Origin of the sequence: Bacillus sp. TE8-1, assembly GCF_008368855.1 — a bacterium.
Taxonomy (GTDB): Bacteria; Bacillota; Bacilli; order Bacillales; family Bacillaceae_G; genus Bacillus_A; species Bacillus_A cereus.
This window is the reverse complement of sequence record NZ_QPET01000005.1, coordinates 72,432-95,510: the sequence shown is the minus strand read 5'-3', so window position 1 is coordinate 95,510 and position 23,079 is coordinate 72,432. Positions and strand designations below refer to the sequence as shown.

The following is a 23,079-nucleotide window of genomic DNA, read 5'->3' as shown; positions in this document are numbered from 1 at the left end:
ATTTACACTATTCTAAATATAAAAACTTTAGGAAAATGATATGTTAGCGTTTTCATAACTTTTAAGTTATGCTAGAATAAGGACATAAGTTATTAATTATTACAAAAAGAAAAAAGAATCTCTTTTTTCTGTTAATTATAAGGGGGCATTTCATTATGCGTATTGGGGTACCAGCAGAAATTAAAAACAACGAAAACCGTGTGGCAATGACACCAGCAGGTGTTGTACATTTAATTCGTAACAATCACGAAGTATTCATTCAAAAGGGTGCAGGTTTAGGGTCTGGTTTCACAGATGCTCAGTATGTTGAAGCGGGAGCAAAAATTGTTGATACAGCTGAAGAAGCTTGGAATATGGAAATGGTTATGAAAGTTAAGGAACCAATTGAAAGCGAATACAAACACTTCAGTGAAGGCTTAATCTTGTTCACATACTTACACTTAGCTCCAGAGCCAGAATTAACAAAAGCTTTAATCGAGAAAAAAGTTGTTTCTATCGCATATGAAACAGTACAATTAGAAAACCGTTCATTACCATTACTTGCGCCTATGAGTGAAGTAGCTGGTCGTATGGCTGCACAAATTGGTGCACAATTCCTTGAGAAAAACAAAGGCGGTAAAGGTATCTTACTTGCAGGTGTTCCAGGGGTTAAACGTGGTAAAGTAACAATCATCGGTGGTGGACAAGCTGGTACAAATGCTGCTAAAATTGCAGTTGGACTAGGTGCGGATGTAACAATCATCGACTTAAGTGCAGAACGTCTTCGTCAATTAGATGACATTTTCGGAAACCAAGTAAAAACTTTAATGTCTAATCCTTACAATATTGCAGAAGCTGTTAAAGAGTCTGATCTTGTAATCGGTGCAGTATTAATCCCAGGTGCAAAAGCTCCAAAACTTGTAACAGAAGAAATGATTAAATCAATGGAACCAGGTTCTGTTGTTGTAGATATCGCGATTGACCAAGGTGGTATTTTCGAAACAACTGACCGTATTACAACTCATGATAACCCAACTTACGAAAAACACGGCGTTGTTCATTATGCAGTTGCAAACATGCCAGGTGCGGTTCCACGTACATCAACTCTTGCATTAACAAACGTAACAGTACCATATGCAGTACAAATTGCTAACAAAGGCTACAAAGAAGCTTGCCTAGGTAACACTGCATTACTAAAAGGTATTAACACATTAGATGGCTATGTAACATTCGAAGCAGTTGCAGAAGCTCACGGTGTAGAGTACAAAGGTGCTAAAGAATTATTAGAAGCAGAAACAGTATCTTGCTAATAGAAGCATTATACAAAACAAAATCGAACAATATATAAAACAACATGATAAGAGCTAAGAGTGAAGATCTCTTAGCTCTTCTTGGCAAAAGGGGGCATACATCGTGGCCAACCTATTTAAAAAGAAATCCGTTACGCAATTGTTAGGGGAAAGTAAAAGTAAAACTTTGACGAAAACGCTAGGGGCATTTGACCTAACAATGCTAGGGATTGGTGCGATAATTGGTACAGGAGTTCTAGTATTAACTGGATTAGTAGCAGCAAGAGATGCTGGTCCAGCAGTTATTTTTTCATTCATGATTGCAGCCATCGTTTGTGGATTTGCAGCATTATGTTACGCAGAGGTTGCTTCTACACTTCCTGTTTCAGGTAGTGTGTACACATACTCATATGCAACAATTGGTGAGTTTGTAGCTCATTTAATGGGATGGACATTACTATCCGTATATGTTGTAACGACTGCCGCAGTAGCTGGCGGATGGACTGGTTACTTCCATAACTTAGTGAGTGGATTAGGGCTTGAAATTCCAAAAGCACTGCTAACGATTCCGTCTCAAGGTGGTATAGTGAATTTACCAGCAGTTATCGTTACATTAGTTATAACTTGGTTATTATCAAGAGGTACGAAAGAAAGTAAACGAGTGAATAACATAATGGTATTAATTAAAATTGGTATCGTTGTTTTATTCATTGCAGTTGGTGTATTCTACGTGAAACCAGAAAACTGGATACCATTTGCACCGTACGGTTTAAGTGGAGTTTTCGCGGGGGGAGCAGCAGTATTCTTTGCTTTCTTAGGATTTGATGCATTAGCAACTTCTGCTGAAGAAGTAAAAAATCCGCAACGTGATCTACCGATTGGTATTATCGCTTCGTTAGTCATTTGTACAATCATTTATGTTGTAGTTTGTCTCGTTATGACGGGTATGGTTTCATATAAAGAGCTAGATGTACCGGAAGCGATGGCGTATGTGTTAGAAGTTGTAGGACAAGATAAAGTAGCTGGTATAATCGCAATTGGAGCTGTAATTGGTATTATGGCAGTAATTTTTGCTTACATTTATGCAACGACACGTGTATTCTTCGCTATGAGCCGTGACGGTTTATTGCCAGAATCTTTCGCGAAAATTAATAAAAAGACAGAAGCACCAACATTTACAGTTTGGTTAACAGGAATTGGTAGTGCTTTAATTGCTGGATTTATCGATTTGAAAGAATTGTCGAATTTAGCGAATATTGGAGCGTTGTTAACATTTGCGATGGTTGGTGTGTCAGTTATTATTCTTCGTAAAACACATCCAAAATTACAACGTGGATTTATGGTACCACTTGTACCGATCTTGCCGATTATTTCAATTGCATGTTGTCTATTCTTAATGGTAAACCTACCATTAAAAACATGGATGTACTTCGGTGCTTGGTTAGCAATCGGAGTAGTTGTATACTTTGTTTATTCGAAAAAACATAGTCATTTAAAAGACGATGGAAGTTCGCAGGATAATTTAGAACAAGCTAATTAAAAGCTTAATTAAAAGGGATATAAGTATAGTAAGCCTTGTGCGTCTAGGGAGCGCGCAAGGCTTTTTCTTTTGTTGAAATAAAGGGAATGTATATTACTTTGTTGAATTTTTATGTCGGAATATGAAAAAGGGTGGGAGCAAAATGGAAGAAACAAAAGTTGTAGTTGGAGCAGAGGGTTATAATAATAACCCTGGTTGGTTACATACGAATGAAGAAGAATTAAATTTATTACGGAGAGAAACTTGGCTTGATAAATTTCAACCTAATTCTTTATCAGTAATTTTGGCAGAACATGTATGGGAGCATTTATCATATGAAGAAGGAATTGAAGCTGCAAAAATTTGTTATGAGTTTTTAATGGAGAATGGATATATTCGTTGTGCAGTACCAGATGCATTTTTTCCAGATGAAGAATATCAACAAGGGGTACAAGTAGGTGGACCTGGTCCATTAGATCATCCTGCAGCAAGCCATAAAATTGTTCATAACTATAAAACAATCACGTCCATGTTTGAATCAGCAGGTTTTCAAGTGAGGCTCTTAGAATACTGTGATGAGAATGGTAAGTTTCACTATAATGATTGGAATGAGAAAGATGGATTTATTTATCGTTCGAAACGTTTTGACCATAGAAATCGGGATAATCAGTTAGGATTTGTTTCTTTAATTGTGGATGCGGTGAAAATGAAAAGTAAGTAAAAAGGGGTGTGCGAATTGTGCATCCTTTTTTGTATGAGAATATAGAGGGTGCGGAAAATATGTATACGACTTATTAAAATGTGAACGGAATGTTCATAAAAAAAATTCAGATTTCATTGACACATATGAGTAGGCGCTCATATAATAAGAGTATAAGATATATGAATGATTGTTCATATGTTCAATTAAAGAGGTGAGCTATAATGGCTGGAAATAAAGTAGAAACACCACAAGAGACATGTTCTCAAACGATAATTCATGAAGAAGTTGTAGAGCAAGTAAAACAAACAATTCCAACTGATGAAAGTTTAAGTAAAGTAGCAGAACTATTTAAAGTATTAGGTGACCGTACACGTACGAGAATATTACATGCACTATTTGAAGCTGAAATGTGCGTTTGTGATTTAGCTTATTTATTAGGAATGACACAATCATCTATTTCGCATCAGCTTCGTGTGTTAAAGCAAGCGAAACTTGTGAAGAATCGTAAAGAAGGAAAGGTTGTTTATTATTCGTTAGCTGACCAGCACGTAATTCATATCTTCGAGCAAGCGTTTGAACACGTAAACGAAGAAGAATAAAAAGAACGCGAGGAGGGAGAACGATGGCTGAAGCGTTAGTGAAAAAGAAACTGATGCTAGAAGGTTTAGATTGTGCGAATTGTGCAATGAAAATTGAAAAAGGTGTTGGGAATATAGAAGGAGTAAATTCTTGCTCTGTAAACTTTGCAACAAAGACAATGATTTTAGAAACGGCACAAAATAAAGAAAACGAAGTTGTTACGGAAGCAAAACAACTCGTTACAAAATTAGAACCGCATATTAAAGTGCAAGAAGAACAAAAAAATAAAATTGCTAAAGAAGTATTTATATTAGAAGGTTTAGATTGCGCGAACTGTGCAATGAAAATTGAAAATAAAGTGAAGGAAATGCCAGCTGTCTCAGAAGCAACTGTTGATTTCGTATCGAAGAAACTACGAGTAGAAGTTGCGAATAAAAGAGAACTAGAAGCGACTGTAGCAAATATAACAAATGTCGTTCAAAAGTTAGAGCCAGACGTGAAAGTTGTTCGTGAAGAGAAGAACGGTCATGACCACGGGCATAGTCATGATCATGGTGAAGCAAATGTGAAAAAGATGGTAGGGAGATTAGTGGTCGGCGGAATTTTGACAGCAATTGCTGCATTAGCGGGCTTACCACAAATGGTAACAATTCCGTTATTCGTCCTTGCTTATTTATTAATAGGTGGAGATATCGTTTGGAGAGCGGTAAGAAACATAACTCGTGGCCAAGTATTTGATGAAAACTTCTTAATGGCAATTGCAACTGTAGGAGCTTTTGCAATTCAACAATACTCAGAAGCTGTAGCAGTAATGCTATTTTATCAAGTAGGAGAACTATTCCAAAGCATTGCGGTAAACCGCTCTCGAAAATCAATTACTTCATTAATGGATATTCGTCCTGATTATGCGAATGTAAAGGTTGGAAATGAAACGAAACAAGTATCACCAGAAGATGTACAAATTGGCGATTATATTATCGTTAAGCCAGGTGAGAAAGTGCCGTTAGACGGAAAAGTAATTGAAGGAACATCAATGGTAGATACTTCAGCATTAACAGGTGAATCTGTACCACGTGAAGTTGAAGTTGGAAATGATGTATTAAGTGGCTTTGTGAACCAAAACGGTGTGTTGACAATTGAAGTTACAAAAGAATTCGGTGAATCAACTGTATCGAAAATTTTAGATTTAGTTCAAAATGCAAGCAGTAAAAAAGCACCAACGGAAAACTTTATTACGAAGTTTGCACGTTACTACACTCCAGTTGTAGTTATTACAGCGGCAATCATGGCGTTTATTCCACCACTTATTTTAGAAGGAGCTACATTCTCTGAGTGGATTTATAGAGCTTTAGTGTTCTTAGTAATCTCTTGTCCATGTGCGTTAGTTGTATCCATTCCTCTTGGATTCTTTGGAGGTATTGGTGGTGCATCTAAAAGTGGTGTGTTAGTAAAAGGTAGTAACTATTTAGAAGCTTTAAATGATGTGAAATATATTGTTTTTGACAAAACAGGAACATTAACAAAAGGTGTTTTCAAAGTTACAAAAATGGAACCGAGCGAAGGTACTACAAGTGAAGAGTTATTAGAGTATGCGGCATTTGCTGAAGTATATTCTAACCATCCAATTGCCCAATCTATTCGAAAGGCATATGGAAAATCAATTGATGAAAAAATAATCGATGATTATAACGAAATTTCTGGTCACGGTACAGTTGTAAAAGTACAAGGAAAAGAAATTTTTGCAGGTAATGCAAAATTAATGAGAAAAGAAAATATTGAATTTAAGCAACCAGAAACAGTAGGTACATTAGTTCATGTTGCTGTAGATGGAAGATATGCAGGTTATATTGTTATCTCTGATGAGGTAAAAGAGGATTCGAAACAAGCGATTCAAAAATTAAAAGAACTAGGTATTAAAAAGACAGTAATGTTAACTGGTGATGCAAAACCAGTTGGTGAAGCTGTCGGTAAAGAATTAGGCTTAGATGAAGTTCATGCGGAATTACTACCGCAACAAAAAGTAGAAGAGATTGAAAAAATTGATGCAGCGAAGCACGGAAAAGAAAAAATTGCCTTCGTTGGTGACGGTATTAACGATACACCAGTATTAGCCCGTGCAGACGTTGGTATTGCGATGGGTGGTTTAGGGTCAGATGCAGCAATTGAAGCGGCAGACATCGTTATTATGACTGATGAGCCTTCAAAAATTGCGACAGCTGTAAAAATTGCAAAACGTACAAGAAGTATAGTGTGGCAAAATATCATCTTTGCTTTAGGTGTAAAAGGGATCGTTTTATTACTTGGTGCTTTTGGTATTGCAACAATGTGGGAAGCTGTTTTCTCAGATGTTGGTGTGACACTACTTGCAGTGTTAAATGCAATGCGTGTATTAAGAGTGAAAGATTTATAAAAAAGAGGACGCGACCCGCGTCCTCTTTTTTATTGGTGATTTTGTTGAAATTGACTCAATAAAATAATACCAAATATTATTTTAATTTTAAATAGTATTATATTAAAATTTACAAATTAAAAACATTCGTCTTATTATTTTAATATATTTTTTACAAATATCCATATAGTATTGAAAAAACCAGAGAAGGAGAAACTTCTCTGGTTACTTTTGTATGTTTTTTTCAACTTGTTCTCGAACAGTTTGAATGTAATTCATTTTATGATCCCAACACTCTTGGCTTAAATCGACAGGGTATTCTTCAGGATTTAAAGTTCGCATATATTCTTCCCAAAATAGAGAGAGACTCTGTTCATTATATTTTTGAATATCTAATATACTTGGTAGTTCATATGTTCTTTCACCGTTAACGAAAATATCTTTATGCAGTTCACGGGCTTCAAAGTTTGTTACGAATTTACTTATATATGTGTGAACTGGATGGAACATTTTTAAGCGCTCTTCTTTTCCAGGTTCTTCAGAATCTAACGCAATATAATCGCCTTCTGCATGATCGTTTACCCGATTGATAATACGATAAATTCGTTTCAGTCCTGGAGTGGTAATTTTTTCAGGGTTAGATGAAATTTTAATCGTATCATTTAATTTTCCGTCAGTATCTTCAATCGCAACTAGTTTGTAAACAGCCCCCAATGCAGGTTGCTCAAAGGACGTAATTAATTTTGTCCCAACGCCCCATACGTCAATTTTTGCTCCTTGAGATTTAAGGTGCATAATTGTGTATTCATCTAAATCGCTAGAAGCGATAATTTTTGTATTTGTAAACCCTGCTTCATCTAATAGTTTTCGTGCCTTTTTCGATAAATAAGCCATATCACCACTATCAAGACGTATGCCATAGAAATCAATACGATCCCCAAATTCTTTTGCAACACGAATCGCATTTGGAACACCAGATTTCAATGTGTCATATGTATCAACGAGAAAGACGCACTTTTTATGAGTTTCAGCGTATTTTTTAAACGCGACGTATTCATCGCGATATGCTTGAACGAAAGAGTGAGCGTGTGTGCCAGCTACAGGAATCCCAAAGCGTTTCCCAGCACGAACGTTGCTTGTAGAGGAGAAACCACCAATAAAGGCAGCACGCGTCCCCCAAAGGGCAGCATCGAACTCATGGGCACGTCTTGTGCCGAACTCTAAAAGCTCATCATTACTTGCAGCATGTTTCATACGTGCTGCTTTTGTGGCAATTAATGTTTGGTAATTCACAATATTTAAGAGGGCAGTCTCAATAATTTGTGCTTCACCAAGTGGTGCATCAACACGTAATAAAGGCTCGTTATTAAATACAACTTCACCTTCTTGCATACTGCGAATCGTCCCAGTGAATTTCATATTTTGTAAATAATGAAGGAATTCTTCTTCAAATTGTAATTCTGCTAAATAAGCGATATCGCTTTCAGTAAAACTGAAATTTTCAATGTACTCTACAATTTTCTCAAGGCCAGCAAAAACAGCGTAACCGTTCTCAAATGGAAGCTTTCGAAAATATAAATCAAAAACAGAACGGCGATTATGAATACCATCTTTCCAATATGTATAAGCCATGTTGATTTGATATAGGTCTGTATGTAAGGCATAACTATCGTCTTTATAATGAGTCATCGCGAGAACACCTCCATAATTTGGTTATAGTATACCAATTTTTCACCATTCGTAGCAAAGAAGAGATATTGATGTGAAGTCAAGAGAGAAAAAAATGAAATTATGCATATTTTTTAGAAAATTTATATTTATCAATTTATATTTCTCCAAATTTTATGTATTATTAGAGTAATGGGGGTAATGAGAATGGAGGAGGACAATGCAACAAACATTAGAAAAAATAGGCAAACAAGTCTTTTATAAACGGCTCCAGCAAAAAATGACACAAGAAGAATTATGTCAGGGCATTTGTTCTGTCTCATACTTAAGTAAGATCGAAAATGGAAAGATCGAAGCATCAGAAGAAATTCTACAATTGCTCTGCACAAGACTAGAAATTGCTGTGACGGATTTGAGAGATGTAGAAGAAGATGTGAAGGGGAAGCTGGATGAATGGTTAAATGCACTAGTTCATTTAGACAAGCAACAAGTAGAACGTATATATGAAGAGTTGCAAGGTGAAATGAAGCATGTGTTGGATTTTGAAATTATAAATTATTATAAACTGCTGTATACACGTTATTTAATTATGAAAAGGGATTTTCCTGCTGTCGAAAAAGAGTTAGAGAGCTTAAAGAAGATGTACAAAAAGTATTCACCATTCCAAAAATTATTATATACGTATAGCAAAGGGTTATATTATTTTTTACAACATAGATATAAGAAGGCATTGGAGTATTTGACTCGAACAGAAGTAATGGCAAAGGAACAAGGTTATCATGAGAATGGAATATATTTCAATTTAGCTCTTGTTTATAATGAATTAGAAGTTGAACATATGACTTTACATTTTGCTAATGTAGCAATGGAAGGATTTAAGAATGAATATAAATTCCGTTATGTGATAAATTGCCAGTTACTTATTGCGTTGAGTTATATACAAAAAAAGCAATATAATGAAGCACTATCTATTTATAATAATATTTTGAGGGAAGCAAATTCTTTTGCTGATAAAGAAAGTATAACAGCTATTGCTTTAAATAATTTAGGCTTTTTGTACTATAACTTAAAAGATTATGCAAAAGCAAAAGATTATTATTTACAATGCCTAAAGTACAAAAAGGAAGAGGATTTAAATTATATTGATGCAGTGTATGAGATCGCTTTGCAGTGTATTGAATTAAAAGAATTTGAAGAAGCGAAAGATTGGATTAATAAAGGGATAGATGTTGCCAAGAGGGATGAAAAGTATAAAAGTATGCTATATATACTTTCAATGCTTAAGAATAAATACTTTGAAACGAAAGATGTTTATAAAAGATTTTTAGAAGTTGAGGCAATCCCATTTTTTAGAGGCGAAGAAAATAAAAAGGAATTAAAAATGGTGTATTTAGAACTAGCAGGATATCACGAGGAATTACTAGAATTTAAGGAAAGTAATAACTACTATAAATTAGCAATTAATTTATTAGAAGAAAAGGGAGGAAAATAATATGAAAAAAATAATTATTGGTGCTTTGGCTTTGGTAGCTGTATTAGTGGTATTGGAACCGCAATATGCTTGGACATCGGATATTTATGGTCAAGGAGAAAAAGTAGTAGAATTAATAAATTCTTAACAGAAACCCCTTTCCAACAGGAAAGGGTTTTTTCAATATTTGTTCCTCAAAATTCTACAAAACTTGAGAAAATAATTATTTGAATTTTTAGTATATTAATAGTGGAAACATAATGCTAATATAAAACTACTCTTTTTCAAAAAAATTTTTTATTAGGGGGAAGGTTCATGAAAAAGAAAAGTTTAGCGTTAGTGTTAGCGACAGGAATGGCAGTTACAACATTTGGAGGGACAGGCTCTGCATTTGCGGATTCTAAAAATGTACTCTCTACGAAGAAGTACAATGAGACAGTACAGTCACCTGAGTTTATTTCTGGTGATCTAACTGGAGCGACTGGTAAGAAAGCGGAATCTGTTGTGTTTGATTACTTAAATGCAGCAAAAGGTGATTACAAGCTAGGGGAAAAGAGTGCGCAAGATTCTTTCAAAGTGAAACAAGTGAAGAAAGATGCTGTAACTGATTCAACAGTAGTACGTATGCAACAAGTTTACGAAGGAGTGCCTGTATGGGGTTCTACTCAAGTGGCTCACGTAAGTAAAGACGGTTCTTTAAAAGTATTGTCTGGAACAGTTGCACCTGATTTAGACAAAAAGGAAAAGTTGAAAAATAAAAATAAGATTGAAGGCGCAAAAGCAATTGAAATCGCGCAACAAGATTTAGGGGTAACACCGAAATATGAGGTAGAACCAAAAGCGGACTTATATGTATATCAAAATGGTGAAGAAACAACATATGCATACGTTGTAAATCTAAACTTCTTAGATCCAAGTCCAGGAAACTACTACTATTTCATTGAAGCAGACAGCGGTAAAGTATTAAATAAATATAATAAATTGGATCATGTAACAAATGAAGATAAATCACCAGTTAAGCAAGAGGCTCCTAAACAAGAAGCGAAACCGGCTGTAAAGCCTGTAACAGGAACAAATGCAGTGGGTACTGGTAAAGGTGTATTAGGAGATACGAAGTCACTTAATACAACGTTATCTGCATCTTCTTACTACTTACAAGATAATACGCGCGGAGCAACGATTTTCACATATGATGCGAAAAATCGTACTACATTACCAGGAACTTTATGGGGAGATGCAGATAATGTTTTCAATGCGGCGTATGATGCAGCGGCAGTAGATGCTCATTACTATGCAGGTAAAACATATGACTATTATAAAGCTACATTTAACAGAAACTCTATTAATGATGCAGGAGCTCCGTTAAAATCGACAGTTCATTACGGAAGTAAGTATAATAATGCATTCTGGAACGGCTCACAAATGGTATACGGAGATGGTGATGGTGTAACATTCACTTCATTATCTGGTGGAATTGATGTAATTGGTCACGAATTAACGCATGCTGTTACTGAAAATAGCTCGGACTTAATTTATCAAAATGAATCAGGAGCGCTAAATGAAGCAATTTCTGATATTTTTGGTACTTTAGTAGAATTCTATGATAACCGTAACCCGGATTGGGAGATTGGTGAAGATATTTATACGCCTGGTAAAGCAGGAGATGCGCTTCGCTCTATGAGTGATCCAGCGAAATACGGTGATCCAGACCATTATTCTAAGCGTTACACTGGTACTAGTGATAACGGTGGGGTTCATACAAACAGTGGTATCATTAACAAACAAGCTTATTTATTAGCAAATGGTGGTACGCATTCGGGTGTAACTGTAACGGGCATTGGTAAAGATAAGTTAGGTGCAATTTATTACCGTGCAAACACACAATATTTCACGCAATCTACTACATTTAGCCAAGCTCGTGCTGGTGCAGTACAAGCTGCAGCTGATTTATATGGTGCGACTTCTGCGGAAGTAGCAGCAGTTAAGCAATCATTTAGTGCTGTTGGTATTAACTAAGGATTAAAAAGGATAGCTATTAATAAAATACCTCAAAAATAAAGAAGGAGCCTATGCTCCTTCTTTATTTTTTTTTTCTCCATTTTTTCCACAAATAAAACAATCCAATAGCGCCTGCGATTGTTACAATCCACTTTGCTTCATTTGTTCCGTTCATGACATGATAGGCAGAATATACTTCGATTAACAATGCCGGTATTTTCCCTATTGTGCTGGCAATACTGAAGGAGAGTAATGAGATCTTACCTAGAGCCGCAAATAAAGTCACGATACTTGATGGGATGAAAGGTATCAAGCGAAACGATAGAACGAGTAGAAAGGCCTCTCTACCTTCTACATAAAGAAGACGCTCTACCTTTGGGTATTTATTTACTTTATCGTGAGTGAACTTTTGAAGGCCCATGCGGTAAATATAAAACGAGATAATAGCCCCTAATGCTTCGCCTACGATCGAAATAACAGTACCATTTGTTACGCCAAAGAGCTGTATATTAATGGCGGTTAAAAAAATACTAGGGATAAAACCTAAAAGACTAATGATGATGTTAATTAAGATACTAAGTGGAATTGCGATTGAATAGTATTCTGTTAAGAAATTTTGAATCGTTTCAGCCATTGTTTAAAATCCTTTATCTTTTTTTGCATTACACCACATTTCGTTTGTATAGGCAAGGGGAAATTTACATAATGTAGAAAACGTTGATAAGAAGGGTATTTTATACCTTATATGGGTATTAGGTATAAAAAAATAGGGGTATTTTAAAATGTTTTTAAAAATACTATAAAAACCTTTGTATAAAAGAGTTTTATAGTTATGTTATCGGTGATTTTATCTGGGAAATAATCGAAAAATATAGGGGGTATATATTATAAAAGGCGAAAAATAGAGGGTTGATGAAATTGCTGGGGTAAATATGGAAAAATAGATGAAAAAAATGAAAACTGATAGATTTTTTCGTTGTGAAATTGACTTTTAGTGAAGTTGCGATAATAATCATGGAAGAGGTGATATGATGAAACGAATAAGTAGTCTTTTCTTCAGTAGTTTATTGGCATTAATGCTGATCTTAAGCGGATGTGCAGGAAAAGAACAAAAAACAGAGAAACAGACAGGGAATCAAGCTACATCGGTAGAAAAAATTAGTGATAATATTTTAGATGAAATGGAAGGACCACCTAAAAATGGTCATACGATTGAAAGACATGTAGGCAAGTCAGAAGAGGATTTGAAGAATCGCTTGAAGACAGATAAAGTGTCAGCCGCAAGTACATACTATGATAAAGAAACAGCGACGAAAGCTGTAAAAGATAGCTTGAAGCAACATGACAAGGAAATTCAAGATTGGTTAAAAAATTCTAAAGAGGCTCGTCTCGTATTAAATACAACTCATTCATTTCCTGTTGGAAAAACGGTAATAAAGAAAAATATGAGTGTAAAAGACAAGTTAGTAAAAACTGTTACTGTTTTAGCAAGAGATAAGTCAGGAGAATTAGGGTTTAAGATTATTACTTCTTATCCATCTGATAAATAAGAAGGGGGAGTACATTATGTATACGACATTACAATACTTTCTTAAATCGTACTGTACGTTAAGTATTCATGAGGATGAAATAGTAAGCGTGATGGAAGAGTTTATTGAACAAGAAGACGAAGAAATTGTTTTGAAATTACGTGATGAATTAATAAATATGAAGAAAAAGAACGCGTGGGAAGAGGCGTGTGTATTAGCTGCGAAGCAAGGAAATCGTATGTGGTCTTTAGAAGAAACGAAAGACCATCTTGAAACTTTTTTACTATTACTGCAAAAGAAAAAGGCGTGATTTAATCACGCCTTTTTCTTTATGCTATTCGGTTGATATTATCTATTCTTTTGGAGCGCTTTTATATACGCTTTTTGAAATTTGTCCATTTGATATTACTTCCCCGTTTTGTGTTACTTTTTTATACGTAACCGCGGTGATTTTATCACTAGTTCTACTAATTACTTGAGAAGAAACTTCAACATTTTTACCAGTATTTGTACCGAAAATGCGTGTAGTAATACTACCTCCATTTGAAAATGCTTGAATATAAATATGATTGCCTGTATTATTTTTAAATTTTAAATCTGGACCATAATCTGCTACTGCTGCATCTTGCCCAAGTGGTAAATAATTTACTGGCATAGAATGATTGCTTCGAGAAACAATGCCTAAATCTGCCCTTAAAGCTGCACTGTATAATGTACTACTGACTTGGCAAACTCCTCCGCCTGCACTTTGTATTACTTTACCTTGTGAATATACTGCTGCAGATTTATAACCATGTGCAGCATCAGTTACGCCAACGCGACCGTTAAAACTAAATGTTTCATCAGGTGCGACAATAACCCCACTTAAAGTATTAGCTGACTTATTTACGTTAAATGATTGATTTCCGTTACGGCCAGCCATTGGAGTAGAATATTCAGCAATGACTTCTTTAATACCCATTTTCTGTATGTCTTCTGTAGAACGTTCTGGTTTTATGAATGTAACTGGTAATGTAACATCTGATTTACCAGTAGTAATAGCTTCATTTGTTAAACCGCTTAGTTTCCCTTTATCAATTTTTTCTCCGTTTTGGCTTTGACTAATATTTACTGTTGAGCCTTCAATACTTAATTCTGCGTTAACAGGATTTTTTAATGTTTCATTATATTTATCTTTTATAAAGGTTTCATAAGCTGTTGCATTTAATTGTGGTGTTAATTTATAGTCACGTTTTAATTCACCGTTTTCAGCTTGCTTACGCATTTTGTAACGATTCATTACGTTTCCTTCTTGTTCTTTGAAGATTTTGTCAATAATATCTTTCTCTTTATAATTTATCCCTAAATCTTTCCATGTGTAAGTTTGTTTATCGTTTTGGAATATGTAGGTAAGGGATTTTTGATCTAACTCAGTTACCTTTTGATTAATAATTGCTTGAATATCCTTCTTATTTTTTCCGTCGAGAGAAATACCTTCAAATGTAGTATTTGGTAATGCAGTAGTATCTAATTGATTATTTAATTTGGATACATATTGATATCCCCCAACACCGCCTACACAAAGTAATATGCCCCCAGCAATTGCAGAACCAATCAGTATTTTACTTAGCTTCATTTATTTCCCCCCAGAAATTTATGTATAAATATATGTATTACATTTTTTGTATAAAAATGATGAAAATAACATTATGTACGTACTAGTATACTATTATTTTCACTGTGTGTGTAATGTTTTCATAAAAAATGTTACACCACTGTAATAATTGTCACTTCTTGTCACAATGTGTATGAAAAATATGTTGAAAAATATAATAAAAAGGCTGTCTAGAAAGATCTAGCAGCCTTTTTATTATAATTTTTTATGTTCATTTTTATTCGTAACACCGAGATGTTTTTGAAGGGTAGTTGAAATAGTATCGACGCTTTTTTCATTTGGAACGTAATAATAAATACCACCTATATATTTATCTGTACCCTCTACTTGCATTTTTTCCATTTTTAAATTTGAATCCATTGAATTTTTTGTAATTGTCATCATATCATCAAAAGTTAAATTAGTTTTTAAATCTTTATCGACAGCGTCTAGTAGGCCACCGATTTTATTAATGGAATTAAGAGATAGTGCCTTTTCAGCAATGGCCTCTAATACAAGCTGTTGACGTTGACCACGCATATAATCACTATCGATATGACGAGTTCTAGCTAGTGCCAGTGCCTCTTCTCCATTTAAATGTTGACGTCCTTTTTTTAGATGAATGGCATCTGCTTCATCTTTACTATTTTGCTCTGTGAACTCAACTGGAACGTCTACAGTAATACCACCAAGAGAATCAACAATTTTAATAAAGGATTTAAAATTGAATTTTACATAGTAGTCAACTGGAACATCTAAAAAGTTCTCTACCGTATCAATTGTGCTGTCTACACCACCGAATACGTGCGCATGTGTGATTTTATCGTATTTATCACGTGATTTAATGTAGACGCGTGAGTCACGTGGAATGCTTACAAGTTTAACGGATTTATCGTTTTTATTAATTGTTGCAAGTAATAACGCATCTGTTCGAGTTGCTTTTCCATAACCTTTTTCCCTAATATCACTTTCATCAACACCCATAATTAGTACGGAAATATTGTCGGTCATAGGTTTAACAGCTTTTTCACGTTTACTGGACTTATCTCCTCGACCTAGTTCAGCATAAGCATTATTTAAGACGGACTTTGCTTTACTGTATATATGGAAGGAGTAGCCTCCTGCTCCAAGTGCTACAATTAGTAATGGAATAAGAAGGAACCAAAGTAGGCGTTTTTTCTTTGAGCGTCCTTTTTTGGCTCGCGTATTGTTGTTCGTGTCGGATTTCATCATTTTTTCTCCTTTAAAACTATCAAAGTGTATACATTTAGAAGTGTATTCAAACACATAAAAAATATTTTACGCTAAATAAAAGCGATTGTACATGTATAAAAAATAGATGTCTTGATTATTTATAAGACACCTATTCGTTATTGTATACAAAAGATAGGGATAAGAAAATGATAAAATTTTACCTAATTACAACATAATGCTTACGATAATTGCAGATAAAATACTAACGAGAGTAGCTCCATATAGTAATTTAAGGCCAAACCTCGCAACAACGTTTCCTTGTTCTTCGTTTAGTCCTTTTACCGCACCTGAAATAATACCAATGGAAGAAAAATTGGCAAAAGATACAAGGAAAACAGAAATAATACCAACTGTACGGGGAGAAAGGCTATTAGAAATTTTACTAAGGTCCATCATTGCGACAAATTCATTCGTTACAAGCTTCGTTGCCATAATGCTGCCAGCCGCGACAATTTCAGAACTGGGTACACCGATAAGGAATGCGATAGGTGCAAATACATAGCCGATTAATTGTTGGAACGTAATACCGAATATAATGAGGAACAGGTCATTAATACAACTAATTAATGCGACGAATCCGATGAGCATAGCGCCGACAACAATGGCTACACGAAAACCATCAAGAATGTATTCTCCAAGCATTTCAAAAAAGCTTTGTTTTTCACCTTTGATTTCTAAAATATCTTCGTCATCTTTAACGTCGTAAGGGTTAATGATGAGTATGATAATAAAACCGCTAAATAAATTGAGAACGAGTGCAGTTACTACATATTTAGGTTCAATCATTGTCATATAGGCACCTACGATAGACATAGATACGGTTGACATAGCAGAGGCACAAAGTGTATAAAGACGGTGTTTTGGAATTTGAGCTAATTGTTTTTTCACTGTAATAAAAACTTCTGATTGGCCGACAATGGCAGAGGCGATAGCGTTGTAAGATTCTAATTTACCAAGACCATTTATTTTACTAAGAAAGTACCCGATCCAACGAATAAAAAATGGTAATATTTTAAAATGTTGTAATATGCCAATTAAAACAGAAATAAAGACGATTGGTAATAATACAGTAAGGAAAAATGGCATTTCACCTTTATTTGCAAGACCACCAAATACGAAATTTATTCCATCAGCAGCATACTCGAGTAGCTTGGTAAACAAACTGGAAATGATTCTAATAAGTATGAGGCCGATTTCTGTATTTAATAGTAAATAGGTTAAAATTAACTGTATAATAAGCATGATAAAAATTGGTTTAAATTTAATATGCTTCTTATTATTGCTAGCAATATAAGCGAGCAAGAAAACAACAATTAGTCCGACGAAAAAAGTAATGAATTTCATGGTAAGCCCCCTAAAAGAGATATTCTGCTATATATGTTTTTCATTTCAAGGGAGAATATGCATCTTTGGTAAAGAAAGGAATAGAGAGAGCATGAATATATGTAGAGTGCATCACGTTGCAATTATTTGTTCGAATTATGAGACGTCAAAGGATTTTTATACTAGGATATTAGGGTTTGAAGAGATAAATGAAGTATATAGAAAGGAACGAGATTCTTATAAATTAGATTTATGTGTAGGAGAAGAGTATCAAATCGAATTATTTTCATTTCCAAATCCGCCTGAGCGCAAAAGTTTTCCAGAAGCAGCCGGTCTTAGACATTTAGCATTTGCTGTTACAAATATAGAAGAAGCTGTGAAGCATTTAAACCAATGTGGTGTTGAGACGGAACCGATCCGTATTGATGAAATAACGGGGAAGAAATTCGTCTTTTTCCAAGATCCTGATGGTTTACCTTTAGAATTGTATGAGGTTTGAAAATTGGTGGATTTTATATAGAGTTGCTTTCCAATAATTGAAGAAACTAAAGTGAAACTTCTTTTTAAAAGGAGGTGTAACTTTAGCTAAGAAAGCTAAAGAGCATATGTGGATATTTTAAAATTATTGATGGTAGTCATTCTTATTGGGTTAACAGCATTTTTTGTGGCTGTTGAATTTGCAATTATTAAGGTACGTAGCAGTCGTATTGATCAACTCGTTAGCGAAAAAAGACGAGGTGCACTGGCAGCTAAAAAGGTAACTTCAAATTTAGATGAATATTTATCGGCCTGTCAGCTAGGTATTACAATTACTGCTTTAGGGCTTGGGTGGTTAGGGGAACCAACCATTAAACATTTACTCGAGCCGTTGTTTTTAAAATTAAAATTCTCACCTGCAATTTCCAGTACAGTTTCATTTATTATTGCCTTTGCAGTAATTACATTTTTACATGTTGTCATTGGGGAACTTGCTCCAAAGACATTTGCTATACAAAAAGCAGAACAAGTTAGCTTATTGTTATCGAAACCACTTATTTATTTTTACCGAGTTATGTATCCGTTTATTTGGGCTTTGAATGGTTCAGCGAGGGTTGTAACTGGTTTATTCGGATTACATCCAGCTTCTGAACATGAAGTAGCTCATTCAGAAGAAGAATTAAGGTTAATCTTATCTGAGAGCTATGAGAGCGGAGAGATTAACCAAAGGGAATTTAAATATGTAAATAATATTTTTGAATTTGATAATAGAGTAGCAAAAGAAATTATGGTACCTCGTACGGAAGTTGTAGGCTTATATGAGGACGAACCATTTGAAACACATATTAAAGTAATCGCGCAAGAAAAGTACACGAGATATCCTGTATTTGGTGAAGATAAAGATGAAATTATTGGGATGGTTAATGTAAAAGATTTATTTATTCGTTATATGGATGGTAATCGGGACGAGGAGTGCTCAATTATGCCATATACAAGGCCAGTTATTGAAGTGCTAGAAAATATTCCAATTCATGATTTACTATTACAAATGCAAAGAAAACACATTCCATTAGCTGTATTGTATGATGAATATGGTGGTACAGCTGGGATTGTTACACTAGAAGATATTTTAGAAGAAATTGTTGGAGAAATTCGAGATGAATACGATGAAGATGAGAATCCCCCTATAGAGCATATAAGTGAAGGTTATAAAATCGTAGAAGGAAAAGTGCTTATTAGTGAAGTAAATGATTTGCTTGGCATACATTTAATTGCTGATGATGTAGATACAATTGGTGGCTGGATTATGGTACAAAAACAAATCGTTGCTGAAGGAGATATTATTGAGAAACACGGTTTTTATTTTAAAGTCCTTGAAAAGGATATGCATCAAATTAAACGAGTGGAAATAAGGAAAGTAGAAGAATGATTTTCTATAAACTTTAATAAAAAGGATATACAGAAAAATAAATGTTTGCGCTTTCAAAAAAGGTGCTATATAGTGAAGGTGGATACTGAAAAATTCTTCTGAATGATACTCGTGTTTTTAGAGGGCGGATTTTTTGGATAAGGATTTAGAATGAAAAAGTATAGGTGATAAAAATGATAGCAACGAAGGATATACGTATAGAAAAAGATTTTTTAGGTGAAAAAGAAGTACCAAGTGCAGCTTATTATGGTGTACAAACATTACGTGCCGTAGAAAACTTCCCAATTACAGGATATCGCATTCATCCATCACTCATTACAGCAATGGCAATTGTGAAAAAAGCGGCGGCGCTTGCGAATATAGATACTGGTTACTTAGCTAAAGACATTGGACATGAAATTGCAGAAGCAGCGCAAGAAATTGTTGATGGAAAGTTTCATGATCAATTTATCGTGGACCCTATTCAAGGTGGAGCCGGAACTTCTATTAATATGAATACAAATGAAGTAATTGCGAATAGAGCGTTAGAACGTATGGGATATGAAAAAGGGGCGTATGCGAAAATTAGCCCAAACACTCATGTGAACATGGCCCAATCAACGAACGATGCGTTTCCAACAGGGATTCATATTGCAACTCTTATGATGTTAGAAAAGCTTCTTATTACAATGGAAGAACTTCATTCTGCTTTTCGTAAAAAAGCAAAAGAGTTTGATCATGTTATTAAAATGGGACGCACACATTTACAAGATGCAGTTCCAATTCGCCTTGGACAAGAATTTGAAGCGTATAGCCGAGTGCTTGCGCGTGATATAAAAAGAATTAAACAGTCTCGTCAACATTTATATGAAGTGAATATGGGCGCGACAGCTGTTGGTACAGGATTAAATGCAAATCCTATGTATATTGAACAAGTGGTAAAACATTTAAGAACGTTTAGTGGATTCCCACTTGTTGGTGCAGAGCATTTAGTTGATGCAACGCAAAATACAGATGCATACACAGAAGTATCTGCAGCACTTAAAGTATGTATGATGAACATGTCTAAAATTGCAAACGATCTTCGTATTATGGCGTCTGGTCCACGTGTTGGGTTAGCTGAAATTCAATTGCCAGCACGTCAGCCAGGTTCATCGATTATGCCAGGAAAAGTAAATCCAGTTATGGCAGAAGTGATTAACCAAGTCGCATTCCAAGTAATCGGAAACGATCATACAATTTGCTTAGCATCAGAAGCAGGACAATTAGAGTTAAACGTAATGGAGCCTGTGCTTGTATTTAATTTAATTCAATCTATTAGTATTATGAATAATGGATTCCGTGTATTCCGTGAATATTGTATTGAAGGAATTACGGCAAATGAAGAATTGCTGAAGCAATATGTTGAGAAAAGTGTTGGAATTATTACAGCAGTTAATCCTCATATTGGTTATGAAGTAGCATCTCGTATTGCACGTGAAGCAATTGAAACAGGGAAATCTGTTAGGGAGTTATGTTTAGAACATGGTGTACTGACAGAAGAGGAATTGGATATTATTTTAGATCCATTCGAAATGACTCACCCTGAAATTGCTGGAGCTTCTTTATTAAAAAATAAAAAAATGTAATGTGAAAAACACCGATCCACTTGGATCGGTGTTTTATTTTTAAAAGATATTAAATACAGCGTTTAATTGAAGTAAGCTAATAACAGCTAAGAAGATTAAACTGTATTTCATTGCTGTTTTAAATAGAGCAGATTCTTTACCAACTAGCCCAACTGCGGCACAAGCAACTGCTACAGATTGTGGTGAAACCATTTTTGCCATTGTACCACCTACTACGTTTAAGGCAACGAGTGTAGAAGGAACGATGTTTAACTGGTCTGCTGTTACTGCTTGAAGTGGTGCGAATAAAGAACCACTTGAAACTACTGAACCTGTAATGAATACGCCAATCCATCCTAAGATTGGAGAAAGAACTGGGAATGCATTACCAGTAGAAGAGAATGCAAGTCCAAGTGTAGATGACATACCAGAGTAGTTTTCTACGTAAGCTAAAGCGATAACGCTACAAATTGTATATACTGGAGCTTTTAATTCTTTCATTGTTTCAATCATTAATTCTTTAACCATTTTACCTTTTACGCGGTAAACGATAAGTGAAACGATAATTGCTAGTACAATCGCAGTAGTTGTAGAAGAGAATACATCAAATTTGAAAACAGCTGCGAAAGGTGTATCAGCTTTTGTAATTGGTGTAGTTTTCATAACAGCATTATGAAGACCAGGGAACTGAATGTTAAATACTAAGTTTGCTAACGCACCATCTGGAGCAAATAAAGCTTTAATCGGTTTTAAGTTAAAGATTGTTACAAATGCAGTTAAGAATACGAATGGAGACCAAGCGTATAAAATTTGATTGAATGTATGTGATACTTTAGTTTCTTGTTTTTCTTCTTTAGTAGAAGATTTTGGTTGCCAAACACGTAAGAATAATGCAAGAGCAATCATACTTACAACTGCTGCGAAAATATTAGTAAGTTCTGCACCTAAGAAGTAAGTCACAGCGAATTGAGTAATAGCGAAAGAAACACCACTTACAAGAATACCTTGCCAAGTTTCTTTAATACCTTTAATTCCATCGACCATTGAAACAAGTAAGAAAGGTAAAATAATACTAATGAAAGGTAAAATAAGAACAGTTTGACGACCAATAGTTAATGCGTCAAGTTGAGTTAATTGTGCTGGCACTGTAACTGGAATACCCATAGCACCCATAGCACCACCAGCAATATTAGCTACTAAACAAATACCTGCTGCTTTTAATGGATTAAAGCCCATACCTACAAGTAGTGCGGCTGTAATAGCAACTGGAACCCCTAGACCAGCTGCACCTTCTAAGAAAGCACCGAAAGAATAAGCGATTAATAATACTTGTAAACGTTGATCATTTGTAATGCTTGAAATACTATCGCGAATAATATTGAATTGCTCTGTTTTAACAGTTAATTTGTAAAGGAAAATTGCGGCGATAACGATAGTACAAATTGGATAAAATCCAGATAAAACACCGAATCCAGCAGATGCTACAGCTACTGTTGCTGGCATTTTATAAACAAATATTGCAAGGATAATAGCGACAATCACACTATAAAGACCAGCCATGTAACTTTTCATTTTGAATCCCATTAAACAAATGATGAAACAAAAGATTGGAAGTGCTGCGATTAGTGCAGATAACCAAATATTGTTTAATGGGTCATAAATTTGTGTCCAAGTACTCATAATAATGACAACTCCTATCTATTATATGTGAAGAAATTCACATTATTTGTGAAACTATTCACAATCAACTTACATGCTTAGTATATTCTCCTTCAACACTATTGTCAACGTAAAAAAGTATAATTATTCCATAATAGTGTTAAAAGAAAAGCTTTGTTCATAAAGTAGACAAAAAACACACTCAAATGAATTTAAGTGTGCTGTATAAACTATTTGCATATTATTTTGCTTATTCAGATGGCGTGTTTCCTATAAGTGTATATTAGATGCCGTCTTTTATATCGAGTATAAAGTTTAATATATGCACCTATCTGTCCTATTTGATCTAGTGTGAGGGAGGATTGGTGAGTGGATTTAAATAGGAAGTTTTGCACAACAGTCCAACCGCTTGCAATACGAATAAAAAATTAGAAACAAACTTTTAATATCACATCATCTCTTTTTACTGAAAATTCCTTTTAGCGTAACAAAGAGGTTAATTATAGTTCAACTACATTACGATAGGTTATCAATTATAGACGGTATTTTACAATACCGTTACTGTGCGTTTCAATGAGGTGAAAATATAACAAA

19 protein-coding genes are annotated in these 23,079 nt (G+C 34.7%); 13 read left to right on the top strand and 6 right to left on the bottom strand.

Annotated elements, in window-relative coordinates; translation table 11 throughout:
- Positions 1–155: 155 nt before the first annotated feature.
- The 5 genes from ald (at position 156) to DN404_RS05530 (ending at position 6,479) form a co-directional block, all read left to right on the top strand.
- Positions 156–1,289: an alanine dehydrogenase gene (gene ald, locus DN404_RS05550; RefSeq protein WP_001219744.1), complete on the top strand. Its 1,134-nt coding sequence runs from the start codon at positions 156–158 to the stop codon at positions 1,287–1,289.
- A gap of 103 nt (positions 1,290–1,392) precedes the next feature.
- Positions 1,393–2,808, top strand: coding sequence for an amino acid permease (locus DN404_RS05545; RefSeq protein WP_001284887.1), 1,416 nt, complete (start codon positions 1,393–1,395; stop codon positions 2,806–2,808).
- 142 nt (positions 2,809–2,950) lie between these two features.
- The gene (locus tag DN404_RS05540) at positions 2,951–3,508 is read left to right on the top strand and encodes a class I SAM-dependent methyltransferase (protein WP_000393177.1); all 558 of its coding nucleotides are present in this window, start codon (positions 2,951–2,953) and stop codon (positions 3,506–3,508) included.
- Between the two features lie 203 nt (positions 3,509–3,711).
- Complete coding sequence (locus tag DN404_RS05535) at positions 3,712–4,089, top strand: ArsR/SmtB family transcription factor (RefSeq protein WP_000918378.1); 378 nt, start codon at positions 3,712–3,714, stop codon at positions 4,087–4,089.
- A 23-nt stretch (positions 4,090–4,112) separates the two neighbouring features.
- Complete coding sequence (locus DN404_RS05530; RefSeq protein ID WP_000796569.1) at positions 4,113–6,479, top strand: heavy metal translocating P-type ATPase; 2,367 nt, start codon at positions 4,113–4,115, stop codon at positions 6,477–6,479.
- Positions 6,480–6,683: 204 nt separating this feature from the next.
- On the opposite strand, the gene DN404_RS05525 is transcribed toward DN404_RS05530, so the two are convergent.
- Entirely contained in the window at positions 6,684–8,147 is a 1,464-nt protein-coding gene (locus DN404_RS05525; protein WP_000150184.1) for a nicotinate phosphoribosyltransferase, read from the bottom strand.
- A 199-nt stretch (positions 8,148–8,346) separates the two neighbouring features.
- On the opposite strand from DN404_RS05525, the gene DN404_RS05520 reads away from it, so the two are divergent.
- From DN404_RS05520 to DN404_RS05510, 3 genes are all read left to right on the top strand, one after another.
- Entirely contained in the window at positions 8,347–9,618 is a 1,272-nt protein-coding gene (locus tag DN404_RS05520) for a helix-turn-helix domain-containing protein (protein WP_001187959.1), read from the top strand.
- Position 9,619: 1 nt separating this feature from the next.
- Positions 9,620–9,745, top strand: coding sequence for an NprX family peptide pheromone (locus DN404_RS05515; protein ID WP_000720172.1), 126 nt, complete (start codon positions 9,620–9,622; stop codon positions 9,743–9,745).
- Between the two features lie 167 nt (positions 9,746–9,912).
- Positions 9,913–11,613 carry a M4 family metallopeptidase gene (locus tag DN404_RS05510; RefSeq protein WP_149214806.1) on the top strand — a complete coding sequence of 567 codons (1,701 nt, stop codon included), beginning with the start codon at positions 9,913–9,915 and terminating at the stop codon, positions 11,611–11,613.
- Positions 11,614–11,677: 64 nt separating this feature from the next.
- On the opposite strand, the gene DN404_RS05505 is transcribed toward DN404_RS05510, so the two are convergent.
- Positions 11,678–12,229: a TVP38/TMEM64 family protein gene (locus DN404_RS05505; RefSeq protein WP_149214805.1), complete on the bottom strand. Its 552-nt coding sequence runs from the start codon at positions 12,227–12,229 to the stop codon at positions 11,678–11,680.
- 397 nt (positions 12,230–12,626) lie between these two features.
- Here DN404_RS05505 and DN404_RS05500 point away from each other — a divergent pair, with 397 nt between their 5' ends.
- Both DN404_RS05500 and DN404_RS05495 read left to right on the top strand, forming a co-directional pair.
- On the top strand, positions 12,627–13,145 hold the full coding sequence (locus tag DN404_RS05500) for an RNase A-like domain-containing lipoprotein (protein WP_000822694.1): 519 nt from the start codon (positions 12,627–12,629) through the stop codon (positions 13,143–13,145).
- A 16-nt stretch (positions 13,146–13,161) separates the two neighbouring features.
- Positions 13,162–13,434: a hypothetical protein gene (locus DN404_RS05495; RefSeq protein ID WP_000288803.1), complete on the top strand. Its 273-nt coding sequence runs from the start codon at positions 13,162–13,164 to the stop codon at positions 13,432–13,434.
- Between the two features lie 42 nt (positions 13,435–13,476).
- Here the strand turns inward: DN404_RS05495 and DN404_RS05490 are convergent, their stop codons facing one another.
- The 3 genes from DN404_RS05490 to DN404_RS05480 all read right to left on the bottom strand — a co-directional run bounded on the left by DN404_RS05490 (position 13,477) and on the right by DN404_RS05480 (position 17,355).
- The gene (locus DN404_RS05490; RefSeq protein WP_000777355.1) at positions 13,477–14,739 is read right to left on the bottom strand and encodes a VanW family protein; all 1,263 of its coding nucleotides are present in this window, start codon (positions 14,737–14,739) and stop codon (positions 13,477–13,479) included.
- A 234-nt stretch (positions 14,740–14,973) separates the two neighbouring features.
- Entirely contained in the window at positions 14,974–15,990 is a 1,017-nt protein-coding gene (locus DN404_RS05485) for an LCP family protein (protein ID WP_002163841.1), read from the bottom strand.
- Between the two features lie 186 nt (positions 15,991–16,176).
- The gene (locus tag DN404_RS05480) at positions 16,177–17,355 is read right to left on the bottom strand and encodes a NupC/NupG family nucleoside CNT transporter (RefSeq protein ID WP_000668866.1); all 1,179 of its coding nucleotides are present in this window, start codon (positions 17,353–17,355) and stop codon (positions 16,177–16,179) included.
- A 91-nt stretch (positions 17,356–17,446) separates the two neighbouring features.
- Here DN404_RS05480 and gloA2 point away from each other — a divergent pair, with 91 nt between their 5' ends.
- The 3 genes from gloA2 (at position 17,447) to aspA (ending at position 20,847) form a co-directional block, all read left to right on the top strand.
- Positions 17,447–17,833 (top strand): SMU1112c/YaeR family gloxylase I-like metalloprotein, encoded by a 387-nt coding sequence (gene gloA2, locus DN404_RS05475; RefSeq protein ID WP_149214804.1) that lies wholly within the window; start codon positions 17,447–17,449, stop codon positions 17,831–17,833.
- Positions 17,834–17,941: 108 nt separating this feature from the next.
- Entirely contained in the window at positions 17,942–19,240 is a 1,299-nt protein-coding gene (locus tag DN404_RS05470) for a hemolysin family protein (protein WP_000353313.1), read from the top strand.
- 173 nt (positions 19,241–19,413) lie between these two features.
- A complete protein-coding gene (gene aspA / locus DN404_RS05465; RefSeq protein ID WP_000562128.1) occupies positions 19,414–20,847 on the top strand; it encodes an aspartate ammonia-lyase in 1,434 nt (477 codons plus the stop codon).
- A gap of 39 nt (positions 20,848–20,886) precedes the next feature.
- On the opposite strand, the gene DN404_RS05460 is transcribed toward aspA, so the two are convergent.
- On the bottom strand, positions 20,887–22,506 hold the full coding sequence (locus tag DN404_RS05460; RefSeq protein ID WP_000109096.1) for an L-lactate permease: 1,620 nt from the start codon (positions 22,504–22,506) through the stop codon (positions 20,887–20,889).
- Positions 22,507–23,079: the final 573 nt, after the last annotated feature.

What these genes read in the sequence shown, in the direction of transcription:
- ald (WP_001219744.1), top strand. Translation starts at nt 156, where the DNA reads ATGCGTATTGGGGTACCAGCAGAAATTAAAAACAACGAAAACCGTGTG.
- DN404_RS05540 (WP_000393177.1), top strand. Translation starts at nt 2,951, where the DNA reads ATGGAAGAAACAAAAGTTGTAGTTGGAGCAGAGGGTTATAATAATAAC.
- DN404_RS05535 (WP_000918378.1), top strand. Translation starts at nt 3,712, where the DNA reads ATGGCTGGAAATAAAGTAGAAACACCACAAGAGACATGTTCTCAAACG.
- DN404_RS05530 (WP_000796569.1), top strand. Translation starts at nt 4,113, where the DNA reads ATGGCTGAAGCGTTAGTGAAAAAGAAACTGATGCTAGAAGGTTTAGAT.
- DN404_RS05525 (WP_000150184.1), bottom strand. Translation starts at nt 8,147, where the DNA reads ATGACTCATTATAAAGACGATAGTTATGCCTTACATACAGACCTATAT.
- DN404_RS05520 (WP_001187959.1), top strand. Translation starts at nt 8,347, where the DNA reads ATGCAACAAACATTAGAAAAAATAGGCAAACAAGTCTTTTATAAACGG.
- DN404_RS05515 (WP_000720172.1), top strand. Translation starts at nt 9,620, where the DNA reads ATGAAAAAAATAATTATTGGTGCTTTGGCTTTGGTAGCTGTATTAGTG.
- DN404_RS05510 (WP_149214806.1), top strand. Translation starts at nt 9,913, where the DNA reads ATGAAAAAGAAAAGTTTAGCGTTAGTGTTAGCGACAGGAATGGCAGTT.
- DN404_RS05505 (WP_149214805.1), bottom strand. Translation starts at nt 12,229, where the DNA reads ATGGCTGAAACGATTCAAAATTTCTTAACAGAATACTATTCAATCGCA.
- DN404_RS05500 (WP_000822694.1), top strand. Translation starts at nt 12,627, where the DNA reads ATGAAACGAATAAGTAGTCTTTTCTTCAGTAGTTTATTGGCATTAATG.
- DN404_RS05495 (WP_000288803.1), top strand. Translation starts at nt 13,162, where the DNA reads ATGTATACGACATTACAATACTTTCTTAAATCGTACTGTACGTTAAGT.
- DN404_RS05490 (WP_000777355.1), bottom strand. Translation starts at nt 14,739, where the DNA reads ATGAAGCTAAGTAAAATACTGATTGGTTCTGCAATTGCTGGGGGCATA.
- DN404_RS05485 (WP_002163841.1), bottom strand. Translation starts at nt 15,990, where the DNA reads ATGATGAAATCCGACACGAACAACAATACGCGAGCCAAAAAAGGACGC.
- DN404_RS05480 (WP_000668866.1), bottom strand. Translation starts at nt 17,355, where the DNA reads ATGAAATTCATTACTTTTTTCGTCGGACTAATTGTTGTTTTCTTGCTC.
- gloA2 (WP_149214804.1), top strand. Translation starts at nt 17,447, where the DNA reads ATGAATATATGTAGAGTGCATCACGTTGCAATTATTTGTTCGAATTAT.
- aspA (WP_000562128.1), top strand. Translation starts at nt 19,414, where the DNA reads ATGATAGCAACGAAGGATATACGTATAGAAAAAGATTTTTTAGGTGAA.
- DN404_RS05460 (WP_000109096.1), bottom strand. Translation starts at nt 22,506, where the DNA reads ATGAGTACTTGGACACAAATTTATGACCCATTAAACAATATTTGGTTA.